At 62.2% G+C, this 15,165-nt stretch carries 16 protein-coding genes; 7 read left to right on the forward strand and 9 right to left on the reverse strand.

Going from position 1 to position 15,165, the window contains the following annotated elements:
* The first annotated feature begins 3 nt into the window (after window positions 1-3).
* The 4 genes from HF682_RS01900 to HF682_RS01915 are packed head-to-tail and all read left to right on the forward strand — an operon-like array spanning window position 4 to window position 3,732.
* Window positions 4-804, forward strand: a complete 801-nt coding sequence (locus HF682_RS01900; protein WP_168875563.1) for a segregation and condensation protein A — start codon at window positions 4-6, stop codon at window positions 802-804.
* A gap of 10 nt (window positions 805-814) precedes the next feature.
* The gene (gene scpB / locus HF682_RS01905) at window positions 815-1,366 is read left to right on the forward strand and encodes an SMC-Scp complex subunit ScpB (protein ID WP_168875564.1); all 552 of its coding nucleotides are present in this window, start codon (window positions 815-817) and stop codon (window positions 1,364-1,366) included.
* Window positions 1,359-2,573 (forward strand): 23S rRNA pseudouridine(2605) synthase RluB, encoded by a 1,215-nt coding sequence (rluB, locus tag HF682_RS01910; protein ID WP_168875565.1) that lies wholly within the window; start codon window positions 1,359-1,361, stop codon window positions 2,571-2,573. Before scpB ends, rluB begins: the two co-directional genes overlap by 8 nt.
* A gap of 4 nt (window positions 2,574-2,577) precedes the next feature.
* A complete protein-coding gene (locus HF682_RS01915; protein WP_168875566.1) occupies window positions 2,578-3,732 on the forward strand; it encodes a sensor histidine kinase in 1,155 nt (384 codons plus the stop codon).
* Window positions 3,733-3,753: 21 nt separating this feature from the next.
* Here the strand turns inward: HF682_RS01915 and HF682_RS01920 are convergent, their stop codons facing one another.
* From HF682_RS01920 to HF682_RS01940, 5 genes are all read right to left on the reverse strand, one after another.
* Window positions 3,754-4,374 (reverse strand): LysE family translocator, encoded by a 621-nt coding sequence (locus HF682_RS01920; protein ID WP_168875567.1) that lies wholly within the window; start codon window positions 4,372-4,374, stop codon window positions 3,754-3,756.
* 81 nt (window positions 4,375-4,455) lie between these two features.
* The gene (locus HF682_RS01925; protein WP_168875568.1) at window positions 4,456-4,758 is read right to left on the reverse strand and encodes an antibiotic biosynthesis monooxygenase family protein; all 303 of its coding nucleotides are present in this window, start codon (window positions 4,756-4,758) and stop codon (window positions 4,456-4,458) included.
* A 12-nt stretch (window positions 4,759-4,770) separates the two neighbouring features.
* The gene (locus HF682_RS01930; protein ID WP_168875569.1) at window positions 4,771-5,571 is read right to left on the reverse strand and encodes an AraC family transcriptional regulator; all 801 of its coding nucleotides are present in this window, start codon (window positions 5,569-5,571) and stop codon (window positions 4,771-4,773) included.
* 5 nt (window positions 5,572-5,576) lie between these two features.
* Window positions 5,577-5,948 (reverse strand): DUF4087 domain-containing protein, encoded by a 372-nt coding sequence (locus tag HF682_RS01935; RefSeq protein ID WP_168875570.1) that lies wholly within the window; start codon window positions 5,946-5,948, stop codon window positions 5,577-5,579.
* A 47-nt stretch (window positions 5,949-5,995) separates the two neighbouring features.
* The gene (locus HF682_RS01940) at window positions 5,996-8,080 is read right to left on the reverse strand and encodes a molybdopterin-containing oxidoreductase family protein (RefSeq protein WP_168875571.1); all 2,085 of its coding nucleotides are present in this window, start codon (window positions 8,078-8,080) and stop codon (window positions 5,996-5,998) included.
* A gap of 132 nt (window positions 8,081-8,212) precedes the next feature.
* Between HF682_RS01940 and HF682_RS01945 the strand changes: the two genes are divergently transcribed.
* A complete protein-coding gene (locus tag HF682_RS01945; protein WP_168875572.1) occupies window positions 8,213-8,614 on the forward strand; it encodes a hypothetical protein in 402 nt (133 codons plus the stop codon).
* 9 nt (window positions 8,615-8,623) lie between these two features.
* Here HF682_RS01945 and HF682_RS01950 read toward each other — a convergent pair whose 3' ends face one another.
* The 3 genes from HF682_RS01950 to pdxR are packed head-to-tail and all read right to left on the reverse strand — an operon-like array spanning window position 8,624 to window position 11,604.
* A complete protein-coding gene (locus HF682_RS01950) occupies window positions 8,624-8,965 on the reverse strand; it encodes a nuclear transport factor 2 family protein (protein ID WP_168875573.1) in 342 nt (113 codons plus the stop codon).
* Window positions 8,962-10,113: a bifunctional 3,4-dihydroxy-2-butanone-4-phosphate synthase/GTP cyclohydrolase II gene (gene ribBA / locus HF682_RS01955; RefSeq protein ID WP_168876869.1), complete on the reverse strand. Its 1,152-nt coding sequence runs from the start codon at window positions 10,111-10,113 to the stop codon at window positions 8,962-8,964. The genes HF682_RS01950 and ribBA overlap by 4 nt, the downstream gene beginning before the upstream one ends.
* Before the next feature lie 42 nt (window positions 10,114-10,155).
* Window positions 10,156-11,604: a MocR-like pyridoxine biosynthesis transcription factor PdxR gene (gene pdxR, locus HF682_RS01960; protein ID WP_168875574.1), complete on the reverse strand. Its 1,449-nt coding sequence runs from the start codon at window positions 11,602-11,604 to the stop codon at window positions 10,156-10,158.
* A gap of 96 nt (window positions 11,605-11,700) precedes the next feature.
* On the opposite strand from pdxR, the gene HF682_RS01965 reads away from it, so the two are divergent.
* Window positions 11,701-12,363, forward strand: coding sequence for a pyridoxamine 5'-phosphate oxidase family protein (locus HF682_RS01965; RefSeq protein WP_168875575.1), 663 nt, complete (start codon window positions 11,701-11,703; stop codon window positions 12,361-12,363).
* Between the two features lie 122 nt (window positions 12,364-12,485).
* A complete protein-coding gene (serS, locus tag HF682_RS01970) occupies window positions 12,486-13,772 on the forward strand; it encodes a serine--tRNA ligase (RefSeq protein ID WP_168875576.1) in 1,287 nt (428 codons plus the stop codon).
* 47 nt (window positions 13,773-13,819) lie between these two features.
* Here serS and mltF read toward each other — a convergent pair whose 3' ends face one another.
* On the reverse strand, window positions 13,820-15,142 hold the full coding sequence (gene mltF, locus HF682_RS01975) for a membrane-bound lytic murein transglycosylase MltF (protein WP_308418686.1): 1,323 nt from the start codon (window positions 15,140-15,142) through the stop codon (window positions 13,820-13,822).
* Window positions 15,143-15,165 lie beyond the last annotated feature (23 nt).

Here is a 15,165-nt window from a genome sequence, read left to right on the forward strand (position 1 = left end):
ACCGTGAATCAGCTCGCCTTCCCGACGCCCGTGGCCGAGCCGCTGGCGCAAGTGCGCGGCGAGCCGTTTCACGACATACCGCTGGACCTGTTCATTCCGCCGGATGCCCTGCGGGTATTTCTGGAGGCCTTTGAAGGCCCGCTCGATTTGTTGCTGTACCTGATTCGTCGCCAGAATGTTGATGTACTCGACATTCCGATGGCCAGCCTCACGGCACAGTACATGGAATACGTCGAAGCGATGAAGGTGCAGCAGCTGGAGCTGGCGGCAGAATACCTGCTGATGGCGGCGGTACTGATCGAGATCAAGTCCCGCCTGCTGTTGCCGCGCCCCGCCGTGCTGACGGAAGATGGCATCGAGGAAGACCCGCGTGCGGCGCTGGTACGCCGCCTGCTGGAGTATGAGCAGATCAAGGCAGCAGCCTTTCGACTGGATCAATTGCCACAGGCCGAGCGGGATTTTCAGTGGGTGGAGGTGTGGCTGCAGCGTACCGCCGTGATCCAGCTGCCGGATGTTCACCCGGCAGACCTGCTGGAAGCCTGGCAGTATATTGCGCGCCGTGCCCGCCTGAACCGCCACCATCAGGTGTCGAAAGAGGGCCTGTCGGTACGGCAGCGGATGAGTGAACTGCTCAAACGCCTGCAGCGTGAACTGTACACCCCGTTTGTGGACCTGTTCGATACCGCAGCCGGGGTGGCCGATCTGGTGGTCAGTTTTCTGGCCTTGCTGGAGTTGTGCAAAGAGCGCCTAGTACAGATCGCACAAAGCGAGCCGTATCAACCAATCTACGCTAAGCTGGTATAGTGCCGCACCGATGGATAGTCTCAACCACGCCCGCCTGATTCTGGAGACTGTGCTGCTGTCCAGCGCACAGCCGCTGACGCTGGCACAACTGAAGCAGGTGCTGGGCGACGGTCTGGAGCAGGCGGTCATCCGCAGGTTGCTGACCGATTTGCAGCAGGCCTGGCAAGGCCGGGGCGTGGAGCTGGTACAACTGGCCGAGGGCTGGCGTTTTCGCACCCGGCCGGAGTTCCAGCCGTATCTGGACCGGCTGAACCCGGAAAAGCCGCCCCGCTACTCGCGGGCCGTGCTGGAGACGCTGGCGGTGATCGCCTATCGGCAACCGGTAACCCGTGGCGATATCGAAGCGATACGCGGGGTGTCGGTCGCCAGCACCATCATCCAGTCGCTGCAAGCGCGCGGCTGGATTGAAACCGTTGGACATCGTGATGTACCGGGGCGGCCTGCCTTGCTGGCGACCACCCCACAGTTTTTGAGTGATCTGAATTTACGCAGTTTGAGTGAGCTTCCCCCGCTGGATGACCTCGAGCAGCTCACCCATCAGGAAAGTTTGCCTCATGTCTAAGTCTTCGCGTCCGGCTGCGGCCCGACAACCCGTCCGTCAGGCTGGCAGCCGTCAGCAGCGTCGGCCAGCTGCCAACAGCGGTCAGGCCCCGGCCGACACGTCCACGCCACGCGCACGCGGCGGCCAAGCCGCTGCCAGCAAGGCCAGCTACGGCACCCCGACCGGCGGCTACGGCCAGCGCAGTGACCGCCGTAGCCAGCCCACCCCACGCCCCGCCACCACCGAGGAAGAGGGCCAGCGCCCACGCAAACCGGCAGTGGTGGAGGTGGGCGACGCACCGGCCCTCAAGCGGGGCGGTCGCCGCCCACCGCGCAGTGCCGACATCGAGATCATCGGCAAGCGCGCCCCGGCCCAATTACGCACCGGCAGCAGCAAGAGCAGCACCCCGGACAAGGCACGCCGGGTCACCCTGGTGCGGCGCAGTGAGAAAGACCTGCAACAGCCCAAGCAGAAAGTGCAGCTGGACCAGGAACCGGTACGCTTGCAAAAAGCGCTGGCGCAGGCGGGCCTTGGCTCACGCCGGGACATGGATGCCTTGGTCGAGGCTGGTCGGGTGACCGTCAACGGGCAGCCTGCCACGCCAGGCACCCGGGTCACGCCGGAAGACATGGTACGGGTGGATGGCAAAGCGGTTCGCCTACGAGCACAAAACCGCTTGCCGCGTATCCTGATGTACCACAAGCAGGAAGGCGAGCTGGTCACCCGCGATGACCCGGAAGGCCGCGTGACGGTGTTTTCGCGCCTGCCACGGGTACAGGGCAGTTTCTGGACCGTGGTCGGTCGGCTGGACTACAACACCAGCGGTCTGCTGCTGTTTACTACCTCGGGCGATCTGGCCAACCGCCTCACCCACCCGCGCTTTGAAGTCGAGCGCGAGTATGCGGTACGGGTGTTTGGTGAGCTCACCGACGAACAGAAAAAGGCGCTGACCACCGGCGTACAGCTGGAAGACGGCCCAGCCCGGTTTGATGTGCTGGTGGATCAGGGGGGCGAAGGGCTGAACCACTGGTACAAGGTGATTCTCAAGGAAGGCCGCAACCGCGAAGTGCGCCGCATGTTCGAGCATTTCGGCCTGACGGTCAGCCGCCTGATGCGGGTGCGCTTTGGCCCGCTGGGTCTGCCGCCACGGCTAAAGCGCGGTACCTGGGCCGAACTGGACGACGACCAGGTGCTGGCCATCATGCGCTGGGCCAAGCTGGTCGACTGAGCCCATGGATCAGCCGGCGCTGACCCCAGCCGAGCTGCAGCAGGCGTTCGCGCTCTTCAATGCAACGTCGGTACAGCTGACCCAGCAGTTTGAAACCTTGCAGCAGCAAGTCAGCCACCTGAGTGAAGAGCTGGCGGCCAGCAACCAGGCCTTGCAGCAGCAGCTGGTAGAAAAGGATGCGCTGGCCCGTCGCGTCTCCTCGCTGCTGGCGGCGCTGCCTGCCGGAGTGCTGGAGCTGGATGCCGAGGGCGTGATTACCGCGGCCAACTGGGCGGCCGAGCAATGGTTCGGGCCGAACCTGCCCAGCCAGCGCTGGCTGGATGTGGCGGTCAAGCACCTGCGCCCCACCCTCTCTCCCGAAGAATGGGAATTGCTGGATGGGCTGGGGCAGCACCGCGCCCGCCTCGCCATCCAGACCACCGCAGGCGCGAATGGTGAAGGGCAGATACTGCTGATCACCGACCTGACCGGCCACTACCTGCTGCAACAGCAACTGGAGCAGCACAAGAAGCTCGCCGCGATGGGGGAAATGGCGGCAGGCCTGGCCCACCAGCTGCGCACACCGCTGGCCACCGCCCTGCTCTATGTAAGCCACCTGGGTAATCCACAACTGCCGGATGCGCAGCGGCAGAAGTTTACCGAGAAAACCACCGCCCGCCTGCACGATCTGGAAGGCCTGATTGCCGACATGCTGTTGTTTGTGCGCGGCAGTAATCACGAGCAGGAGGCCTTTGATGCTGGCCCGGTGCTGCAGGATGCCCTCGCCACCGTGCTGCCTCACGCCCAGGCACGCCAATGCCAGCTCGACAGCCCGGCAGCCCTGCCACCGATACCCCTGACCGGCAGCCGCACCGCCTTGCAAGGTGCGGTCATCAACCTGCTGGAAAACGCCGTCAGCTTTGCGCAGCACGCCGTCACCCTGGAAGTCAGGTTACTCAATGGCTGGTTGTACCTGCACATCAGCGACGACGGCCCCGGCATCCCGCCCGAGCAACAATCCCGTGTCTTTGAACCCTTCTTTACCACCCGCAACGAAGGCACCGGCCTTGGGCTCGCCATCGTCAAACGGGTGGCGGAAGACCATGGTGGTGCCGTCAGCCTCCACAGCACACCGAATCAGGGTTGCCGCTTCGAAGTCGTATTGCCACTGCGAGCCTAGTCTCGCAATCGCGCAATAGACCTATGCCCAGAAGCCATACGCCATGGCCAGTGCCATGCCCAGAATGACCACCGCTGACAACTTATGCAGCACAGCCTGATAGCGGTTGAAACGTGCCACCACCCTTGGCCGGGTAAACAGCCAGACCACGCAGGCATCCCAAGCCAGCACCAGGCTGGGCATCCAGATGGCTGCCGTCAGCTGCACCGCATCACTGGCATGATGGGTGTGCAGGGCCGCGAACAGTGCGGCATAGAACAGGCCATTCTTCGGGTTGAGCATGCCGGAGCTGAAACCCAGCAGAAAGGCGCGGCGTTCCCCGCCAGACATCACCCCCTTCACCCCCACCACCACCGGCTGCAAACCGGCGGTCAGGAAAGCATGTGACAGCCATAGCAGGTAGACCACCCCACCCCAGTACAACAGCACATAGGCCACCGTGTGGCTCTCCAGCCCACGAACACCCAGCGCCGCCATCGCGACATACATCGCATTGGCGAGCGTGATGCCGAGCGTGGTCCATAACCCGGCACGGACACCCCGACTCGTCGCCGTGTTCAGCAGCAGGAAGAAATCTGGCCCCGGGCTGAGCAAGGCCAGGAAATGTGTCCCCACTGCCAGCAAAAACAATTGCCATTCCATACAGACCTCCTCGCAAGAAAGCCTGATGATAGAAAGGGCAGGCTGATGATTCTTGCAAAAAAGTCCGGCGCAGTCGCCTGCTCAGCAGGCGTTGGCGTAGACCTGCTGGTAATGCTCGACAGTCGGGAACGGGTTGTAGAAGTGATGCAGCAAGGCCCGCCACTGCTGGTACTGGGGCGAACCACGAAAACCGATCGTATGATCTTCCAGCGTATCCCACCCCACCAGCAAAATGTATTGCGAAGGCTGCTCCATACAGCGCTGCAATTGGTGGTGCCGATAGCCGGGCATGCTGGCGATCAGGGTGGAGGCTTGGGCAAAGGCTTGTTCAAATGCCGTCTCTTGACCGGGAATGACCTTGAGGATGGCGACTTCCAGAATCATGGTGGTCCTTGTCTAGCGATGCAGCAGCCGTGTGTACTGTTGCGGGGTGACGGCGACCCGCCCCTTGAAGGCGTTGCTGAAATGGCTTTGATCGGTAAACCCCGTTTCCAGTGCCACCGATACCACCGCCTGCTGCTGCGCCAGCAGCTGCTTGGCCTGATTCAGACGCAGGTCGATGATGGCCTGGTGCGGTGTGGAGCCGTAATGTTGCCCATAGGCGGCCAGCAGACTGCTGCGACTTTTGCCGCTCAGCGCAGCCAATTGCGCCAGGCTCAGCCCTTGTGGCATGGCGGACTGTAGCGTCAGATTGAGTGTTTGCAGCCAGAGCGGGATCGTCGCCCGCTCGGATGGCGCATGCGGCAGTTGTGCCAGCAGTGCAAGCAAGGTTGCCTGTTTCTGTGCTGCCGTGGTCACCGTACTGAGTTGGTCGAAAGCTTCATCCACCCGAGTAGCCAGACCTGGACGGTCGTGAGGCTGACACACCGAAAAGGGCAACTCAGCCTGCTCAAGCGATACCGGCCCGGCGACGGCCAACAAGGCGGGCACATCCAGATACAACATGCGGTAACCCCAGAACTGGTCTGGCCTGGGGTTGCACGAATGCAGCAGGTAGGCCGGGATCACCACCACATCACCTGCGCCAAGTGCAATCTCCCGCTGCCCCTTGACCCGCAGGCGGGATTGCCCGGCATCCACTTTGCCTATCGACAATACCGGATGCGAGTGCGCGCGATAGCAGGCCCGGCTGTTGATGGCCTGCCGCAATTCGTAACAGGGTAGCGCCGGATCGCGCCAGAAGCGGACAGACTCCATACCCGTCAACCTGGCTCTTTACCCCGCAGCGCCGGGTCTTTGCGACACTGTTGCAAGGGCTTGGCCTGGGTGCTGAGAATGCGCGCAATATCATGACTGCCGGGGATGGCGATCACGCGCATGCAGGCGCAGCCATGCCCATGGCTACCGTTGGTCGCCACCCATTGCCGCCCACTGAGAGACGGCCAGTCCCCCTCAGCCTGATGCCCCCCCTGCTCGCTGATCGTCCACTCACCATCGCGGTCGATCAGCCAGGCATTGTTTGGCGTCGGGTTATCAAACCAGCCGCAACGCAACACACCTTGACCGGCGGCTGATGCTGTCACTGTGAGCATGCCCAGCAGCATCGTCAACACCCATACTTTCTTACCCGGCATACCCTGCTCTCCTGATCACCCAACAGTCATCCTGCATCGGCGCTTCTTCACTCCACTGCTGCCGCGCGAACCTCGACCAGACAGTCATAGAAGGTGGGGGCCGCTCCCAGGTCGGTCAGGGCTTGGCTGGTGAGTTCGTTAGCATTCTTGCCATCCTTGGCATGCTTGCGCCACCAGATGGACGGAATCACCACCACGCCGGGCCGCACCCGCTCGCTCACTTCCAGCCGCAATTGCAGGCAGCCCCGGTCGTTGACCACTTCCACCCATTGCTCATGCTGCAATGCGCGGGCGGCAGCATCGTCCGGGTGCATTTCCACGCTGGGCTCACCTCGCTTGGGCCACAGTCCCGGCTGGTTGGCAAAGGTGGTGTTGAGGAAGTGGCGTGAGGGGGGGGAGATCATCTGCAAGGGGTAACGTGCAGCCAGCTCCGGCGTACGCTGCGGGGATTCGTGCGGTGGCTCAAAACCGGGCAGCGGATCCAGCCCTTCGGCAGCCAGCGCTTCCGCGTAGAACTGGCACTTGCCACTGCGGGTAGGAAACCCGCCCTGTGCAAAGGGTGCATCAGGCAGGTTCAGCTTTTGCCAGCCCTGCGCGCGCAGGCTGGACCACTGGATACCCTCGGTCCAGGCGTGCGGTTGCAGGGCCTGGGCTGCCAGGGCATCATCGGCGTCCTGAAAACAGGCGTCCTGCCAGCCGCAGTACTGCGCCAGCTGGCGGAAGATGTCGCTATTGCTGCGGGCTTCACCCGGCGGCGTGACTGCAGGCAGATTGGCCAGCAGCCAGCTGTGCCCATAAGACTTGTGCAGGTCAACATGCTCCATCTGCATGGTGGCGGGCAGCAGGATGTCGGCGTAATCCGCGGTATCGGTCTGGAAGTGCTCCAGCACCACGGTAAACAGGTCTTCCCGGGCGAAGCCAGCCACCACCTTGCCGGATTCCGGTGCCACCGCCACCGGGTTGCTGTTGTAGACCACCACCGCGTCCACCCGGGGGCCAAAGTCGCCCCCGCCCGGATGGGTCAAGGCGTCACCGATGGTGCTCATATTGATGGTGCGCGGTTGCGGATCCGGCATCAGGTCCGGGCGTTGCAGGGCGGCGTTGTCGATCGGGAAAAACCCCGAGGTGGACATCAGCATGCCCCCGGCGCGCTGCCGCCATGCCCCGACCAAACTGGGCAGACAGGCTACGGCACGGGTGGCCTGTCCACCGCCCCGGGTACGCTGCATGCCATAGTTGAGGCGAATGGCCACCGGCTGCTGCTGCCGCACTGCAAGCTCACCATACTCCCGTGCCAGCCGCTCCACTTGCGCCTGCGGGATGCCACACAGTGCGGCCACCCGCGCCGGCGGGTAGTCCAGAGCCCGCTCACGCAAGGCCTCAAAGCCCTCGGTGTACTGCCGGATATAGTCATGGTCCAGCAGGTCTTCACGGATCAGCACATGCATGATGCCGAGCGCCAGTGCGGCATCGGTGCCGGGCAGCAAGGCGACGTGCTCGTCACATTTGTCAGCCGTCAGCGTCCGGTAGGGATCAATCGCCACCACCCGTGCGCCGCGCCGCTTGGCTTCTTGCACCCGCGTCCAGTAATGCAGGTTGGACGTGATGGAGTTGGTGCCCCACAGCCAGATCAGCCGTGCCTCCTGCACAAAGCTCATGTCCATGCCGACACTGGCCCCGTAGGTATGCTTGAGGCCCGCAGCGCCTGCGGAGGCACAGATAGTGCGGTCCAGCTGGGAGGCACCCAGCTTGTGAAAGAAGCGGGCGGACATGCTGTTACCCTGCACCAGCCCCATGGTGCCGGCGTAACTGTAGGGTAGAATGCGCTGCGGGTTATCCGCCGCAATCGCCAGCAGGCGTTGGGAGATGGTGGTCAGTGCCTCGTCCCAGCTGATCCGCTCGAAGCGCCCTTCCCCTTTGCGCCCCACCCGCTTCATCGGGTAGAGCAGGCGATCCGGATGATACAAACGCTCGGCGTAGCGCGACACCTTGGTACACAGTGCACCCTGGGTCGGTGGATGGTCTGGGTCGCCCGCCACCCGCACCACCTTGCCTTCTTCCACCGTAATGCGCATGGCACAGGTATCGGGGCAATCATGCGGGCAGGCGGCTTGGACAATGGTCTGGCTCATGCAGCAACTCTCAAGGACGGCGAGGGCAACACCGCATTATTCCGCTTCGGACTACTCGCTGACAAGTCAACCGCTCGCCTTGCCGGCACTATGACGATAACATGGTTAATTGACTAGCATAAAGGAGCTCCCATGCGACACCTGCTGACTGCCTTGCTCACCCTGATGGCTTTGTCGAGCCAAGCTGCCCCGCTTGAAGTCACGCTCAAAGATGGCGAGCGCGTCCGGATCGGAGAACATGGCCCGCTGCTGCAAGCCATGGTATTGGAGGATTCACGCTGCCCGGTGGACGTGCAATGTATTCAGGCCGGGCAGGTATTGTTGATGCTGGCGGTCAGCCCTGCAGAAGGCACGCCACCCACCATGGTGGCAGTGAGCTGGCCAGACCACAGCCAGCCCAAATGGCGGGCGCGCTACACCCATCCGGACTATCGCTTTGAGCTGCTGTCACTGGAGCCGAGAGCCTGCACCTCCTGCAAGCTCATGCCCGGCCACACTATCCGCTTGCGCATCACGCCCAGAAAGAAACCGTAGCGCAGCGACTCAAGGTTTCTCGAAGGTGTAGGCGCGACGGATCACCCCGTCTTCCACTTCCCAGATCACCACCATAATGATCGGTTCGTCATTGATGCCGACAATACGCTCGTGATCAATCACCTTGCTGCCACAGACAATGCGTTGCAACAGCTCGGCGTGCAGCTCAGGCTTGTTGAAGCGCTGGCTGGCATAGAAGTCCGCCACCGCTTGCTTGCCGCTCAAGCGGACCGTGCCGGACGGCAGCAGGATCATTTCGATATCGTCGTGGAAATTGACGATGAAGGCTTGCAGGTCTTTGGCGTTATACGCCTCCAGCTGACGCTGGGCAGGCAGTTCGATGTGATTCAATGTTCTTCTCCATCCGGCAGCACATAGCCGGTAATTTCCAGACCAAAGCCGGTCATGCTGGCAATGCGCATCGGCTGCGCCATCACCTTCATTTTACCGACACCCAGGGCGCGCAAAATCTGCGCACCAATACCAAACGTCTTGGCATCCCATTTACCACTGCGTCGCTCACTCTCCGGTGCGACCCGCGCCAGCAGCTCGTCACCGCTTTCCGGACGATGCAGCAGCAGGGCCACACCACAGCCTTCTTGCTGGATGCGGCGCAAGGCCGGGTAGATGCCCCAGGAGTGGCCACTGGGCGCGCACTCCAGCAAATCCATGACAGACAGCGGCTCATGCACCCGCACCAGCACCTCCTGCTCGGGCGAGGGTTGTCCGGACACCAAGGCCAGATGGGTACGCGCAGCCAAGCGGTCACGGAACGCCACCAGGCGGAAGCGCCCGGCTGGCGTATCGATCTCACGGTCGGCCACCTGCTCCACCAGCGTTTCCGTCTGATGGCGGTAATGAATCAGATCGGCAATGGTACCTACCTTCAGATTGTGGGTGCGGGCAAAAGCCAGCAGCTCCGGCAGACGGGCCATGGTGCCATCGTCGTTCATGATCTCGCAGATCACCGCTGCCGGCGCGGCCCCAGCCAGCCGGGCCAGGTCACAGCCCGCTTCGGTATGACCGGCGCGAACCAGCACGCCACCAGGCTGAGCCTTGAGCGGGAACACATGGCCAGGCTGGACAATGTCGCTCGGTTTGCAGTCCCGCGACACTGCGGTCTTGATGGTATGCGCCCGGTCTGCGGCAGAGATGCCGGTGGTCACGCCCTCGGCGGCCTCAATGGACACGGTAAAGGCGGTGCCGAACTGGGTGCCATTGCGCTGTGCCATCATCGGCAGACCGAGGAACTGGCAGCGCTCTTCGGTCAGGGTCAGGCAGATCAGGCCACGGCCATGCTTGGCCATGAAATTGATGGCTTCCGGCGTCACAAACTCTGCCGCCAGCACCAGATCGCCTTCGTTTTCGCGGTCTTCTTCATCGACCAGGATCACCATGCGCCCAGCGCGCATATCGCTGATGATGTCCTGAATGGGGGCTATTTCACTCACGGTCGCTATCCATTTGTCTACGCGGCCAATGGCCAATCCGGCTACCATGCCAGAGACTGGCGACGCCAGCAAGCGTAAATCCGACCCGCTTCACCCCTTGGCAGACGCCTTGACCAGGCGCGCCAGCAGTGCCACATGCTCATCCATCCGCGTGACCGGCACCTGGGCATAGCCCAGAATGAAACCGTTGGTTTTTGGCCCTTCTGCCGTCATGGCATAGCTGCTCAAAGAGTGCAGCACCAAGCCCTGACTGATGGCTCGATCCGCAATCTGCTGATCTGGAAATGCATCCGGCAGGCGAATGGACAGATGCATGCCCGCCGCGCCACCGGTACGTTGCGCCAGCCCTCCAAGGTGTTGCTCCAGCGATGCATTCAGGGCATCACGACGTTCCCCGTACAAGCGGCGCATGCGTCGCAAGTGGCGGGCAAATTCCCCTTCGCGGATAAAGTGGGCCAGTGCCAGCTGCTCTACCTGCCGCCCCCAGGGACGACAACGGCTCAGCCAGTTCTGCACCCGGCCCAGCAATGCCAAGGGGACAATCATGTAAGCCAGCCGCAGTGCCGGAAACAGGGTTTTGCTGAAGGTGCCCAGATACACCACCGGTGCATCCGGTTGCAGGCCCTGCATGGCAGGCAAAGGCGGGCCATCTCGGCGAAACTCGCTGTCGTAATCATCCTCGATCAGCAGACTGCCGTGGCGCTTGGCCTGCTCCAGCAGCGCCAGCCGCCGCTGCAGGCTCATCACGTTGCCCAAGGGAAACTGGTGCGATGGCGTAACATAAATCAGCTGCGGCGGATGCTGCCAGTCCGTCGGTGTGGGGGCCAACCCTTCCGCATCCAGCGGGATGCCGCGTACCTGCAGGCCAGCATTCCCCATTGCCCAGCGCGCACCCGGATAGCCGGGATCCTCGATCCAGGCCAGACTGCCCGCATCGGCAAACCACTGCGCGCACAGGCTCAGGCTATGCTGTGTTCCTTCGGTAATGATCACCTGATGCGGGTCACAACGCACGCCACGGCTCATGCGCACATGCGCGGCCACCGCCTCACGTAACTGCGGCTCCCCGGCACTCTCCCCATAGTTCAGCTGTTCAACGCACGCCTGCTGCCACTGCCGGGTCAGCACCCGTTGCCAGCGCGCCATCGGAAACTCCCGCAGCGCAGGTACTCCCGGGGTAAACGCATCCAGGGTATCGGGTTCACTGCGTGATCCGGCAAAGGGCTGACTGCGTTGCGACAATGGCGACACGGCTTGTGGACGCATCACCGGCTGTTCCATAGACAGCACCGCGGCGACGCATGATCCTCTGCGGCTGGCGTGCAATAGCCCCTCGCCCCCCAACTGTTCATAGGCGAACAGCACAGAGTTGCGGGCCACCTGCAAGTCTGCCGCCAATTGCCGCGAGCCCGGCAGGCGACTGCCGGGGGCCAGCTCGCCCTGCAATATCATTTGCCGCAGTTGCTGATAGAGGCGCTGCTGTTGTGGTGCACGGTCGTCTTGCTGCTGCATGCGACTGACCAACAAGGCAAGGTCCATCACTGGCTCCAGAAAACAGGGTGTTTATGGCTCTAATAAAGGGCCACATCATGCGCTTATGCTGTGTACTGTTCAAGAACTGCTGGATCGCCCCTCATGCGCAAGACCGCCCCAACACCCCGTACCCGCATTCGCCGCTCGCCCGAATATGCCCACTACGACACTCGGCAGCTGTATGACATCATTGATGCTGCCCACCTCTGCCATATTGCCTTTCATGATGGCAATAGCGTGCACAGTCTGCCGATGGCCTGCTGGCGGGTGGGGGATCATCTGCACATTCATGGCTCCACTGGCAGCCGCCTGATGCAAAGCCTGTGCATTGGCATGGAAGTCTCCATCTCCATCTGCCATTTTGACGGGCTGGTCCTGGCACGCTCAGCCTTCAATCACAGCATGAACTACCGCTCGGCGGTCATTTATGGCTGTTTTACCCCCATTAATGATGAAACCGCCAAGCTTGAGGTGCTGGATCACTTCATGGAGCGGCTGGCCCCTGGCCGGGTCCGTGACATTCGAAATGGCAATCGCAAGGAGCTGGGCGCAACCATCGTACTGCGCCTGCCGCTGACCGAAGCTGCCGTCAAAATCCGGGCCGGCGGGCCCATCGACGATGAGAAAGACCTGGACCTACCGGTCTGGGCCGGGGTCTTGCCGGTCGCACTGGTCAAACTGCCCGCCATCGCCGAGCCCGGACAGCAGATTGCCACTCCGGACTATGTCAGCAGCTGGACGGCGGACGCTCATAAGCCTGTCTGACAACCGCAAGCCATCCCTGCCCTATCAATTCAGGTGACATCGGGCAGCAAATCACCGAAAATTGGCGGTCCTGCCCGTGCAGCCATGCCCGGCAGGACCGTTCAACTATTCGGACCCTAGTCATGCTTGATATCCAACACCTTCGCAATGATCTGGATGCCGTGGCCGCCCAATTGGCGCGCCGTGGGTTTACGCTGGATACCGCCAGCTTCCGCAAACTGGAAGACGAGCGCAAATCCGTGCAGGTACGCACGCAAGAGCTGCAATCCCAGCGCAACAGTGCATCCAAGCAGATCGGCATTGCCAAGAGCAAGGGTGAGGATGTCTCTGCCATCATGGCGCAAGTGGCCAATCTAGGCGACGAGCTGAAGGCGGCGGAGACCCGTCTTGCAGCTATTCAGGAAGAACTGCACGACCTGCTGGCCCAGGTGCCGAATGTGCCGCATGAGTCGGTACCTGATGGCAAGAACGAGCACGACAATGTCGAGCTGCACCGCGTCGGCACGCCACGCAGCTTTGATTTTCCGGTCAAGGACCATGTGGATGTCGGCACCCCGCTGGGGCTGGACTTTGAAACCGGCGCCAAGCTCTCCGGTGCCCGCTTCACCGTCCTGCGTGGCCAGATTGCCCAGCTGCACCGGGCACTGGCGCAGTTCATGCTCAACACCCATACCGAACGTCACGGTTACAGCGAAACCTACACCCCGTATGTGGTCAATGCTGAAGTGCTGTACGGTACCGGCCAGCTGCCCAAGTTTGCCGAGGACATGTTCCGGGTGGAGCGTGGTGGTGAAGCCACCGAGCAGGCCCAGTACCTGATTTCCACCTCGGAAATCTCGCTGACCAACACGGTGCGCGATACGCTGTTGAAAACCGAAGCGCTGCCGGTGAAGCTGACCGCCCATTCGCCCTGCTTCCGTTCGGAGGCGGGCTCGTATGGCCGTGACACTCGCGGCATGATCCGCCAGCATCAGTTCGACAAAGTGGAAATGGTGCAGATTGTTCACCCGGAGCAGTCGTTTGCCGCGCTGGAGGAGATGCGTGGTCACGCCGAGTACATCCTGCAGCAACTGGGCCTGCCCTACCGGGTGGTGACCCTGTGCGCCGGAGACATGGGCTTTACCGCTACCAAGACCTACGATCTGGAAGTATGGCTGCCGGCACAGAACACCTACCGGGAGATTTCCAGCGTCTCCAACTGTGTCGCCTTTCAGGCACGCCGCATGCAGACCCGTTTCAAGGGTGAAACGAAAAACAACGAGTTCGTACACACGCTGAACGGCTCTGGTCTGGCGGTGGGTCGCGCGCTGGTGGCCGTGCTGGAGAACTACCAGAACGCCGATGGCAGTGTCACGGTACCGGAAGTGCTGCGTCCCTATATGGGGGGGAAGGATCTGCTGAAGCCTTGAACGGTTCAGCAGTCAACCATAGCGGCCCCGCATCGCGGGGCCGTTCTTCATGGTGCAGCGGCAGGCGCAGTTGACGTGGCCAGCAAGGGTAACTCCAGCGCAGGCTCAAGGCGGCTGAGAATGTCGTAATAGGTACGCACATTCTCGACAAAAATCACTGTTTCTCCGCCCCGCGCATAGCCATAGCGGGTCTTGGGCACCCACTTGGGATTACGCAACTGCACCAGGGTGGTCTTCAGATCGGTCCATGCATTCTGGTCCAGCTTCTGCATGCGGGCCAGCATGCGCGCATCGGCCAGATGGCCAATGCCGATGTTGTAAGCCGCCAGCGCCATCCAGCTGCGGTCCGGCTCGCCAATCTGCGGGGGCAAATCGTCGTGCAGCATCTGCAAATAGCGTGCTCCGGCCATGATGTTCTGCTTGGAATCCGATCGGTCAGTGACCCCCATGCGGTCTGCTGTCTCCCCGGTCAGCATCATCAGGCCACGCACCCCCATCGGCGACACGGCAAACGGGTTCCAGTGCGACTCCTGATAGCCCAGTGAGGCCAGCAAGCGCCAGTCCACTCCGGTCAGCACCTGTGCATCCTGAAACCATTTGCGGTACTTGGGTAGCACTGTCAGCCGCTGCTGCAGGAAGGCCTCGACGTCCACCGGCTGCAAGCGATGCAAATGCCCGTAATAACGATCCAGCAGGCGCTTGAGCGTGCCATTTTGCTCAATGCGCTGAAAAAATTGCGCCACCTGCTTCTGAAACGCAGACGACGCATCCGGACGATAAGCCCAGGCCAGCTCAATCGGCTTGGGCAGCACCATGCCCTGCTGCAATTCCGGGTAAAAACGTCGCATCCCTGCCAGCAGGTGAGATTCCGTCACCACCGCTCCGGTGTGGCCATCCGCCAGCGATTCCAGCAGTTCCTCTGCGCTTTGTTCCTCAATGGCGGTCCAGGCCAGCTGCGGGTTGGCTTGCTTCAAAGACAGTAAGACCCCCTCTGCCGCACTTCCGGCAATCACCCGCGGTGGCTGGGTTTGCAAATCGCTGAGCGACTGCACGGGCGGCATCTCACCCGCATAGGCCACCACCGGCGTCACCCGCTGGTAGACCGGGCCAAAACGCAGCTGCTCCACCCCCGGCATCTGCCGTGCCATCCCCACCGCCAGCTGTGCCTTGCCTTTGAGCAAACCCTCCTGCACCTCGCTCATGCGTTGCACCACCTGCCAGCGAACCGCCACCCCGGTTTCCTCGGCAAACAGCGTGACCAGGTCGTACTCCAGCCCGGCAGGCTGGCCGTTGGTATCCAGGTAGTAGGTGGTCGCATCATTGCGGGTCAGCACCACCAACTCCTTTACCGGAGCAGGCGCCGATGCCACGGGTACTTTAGATGCCGGCTCGC

The organism is Leeia aquatica (genome assembly GCF_012641365.1).
In the GTDB taxonomy this organism is placed as follows: Bacteria; Pseudomonadota; Gammaproteobacteria; order Burkholderiales; family Leeiaceae; genus Leeia; species Leeia aquatica.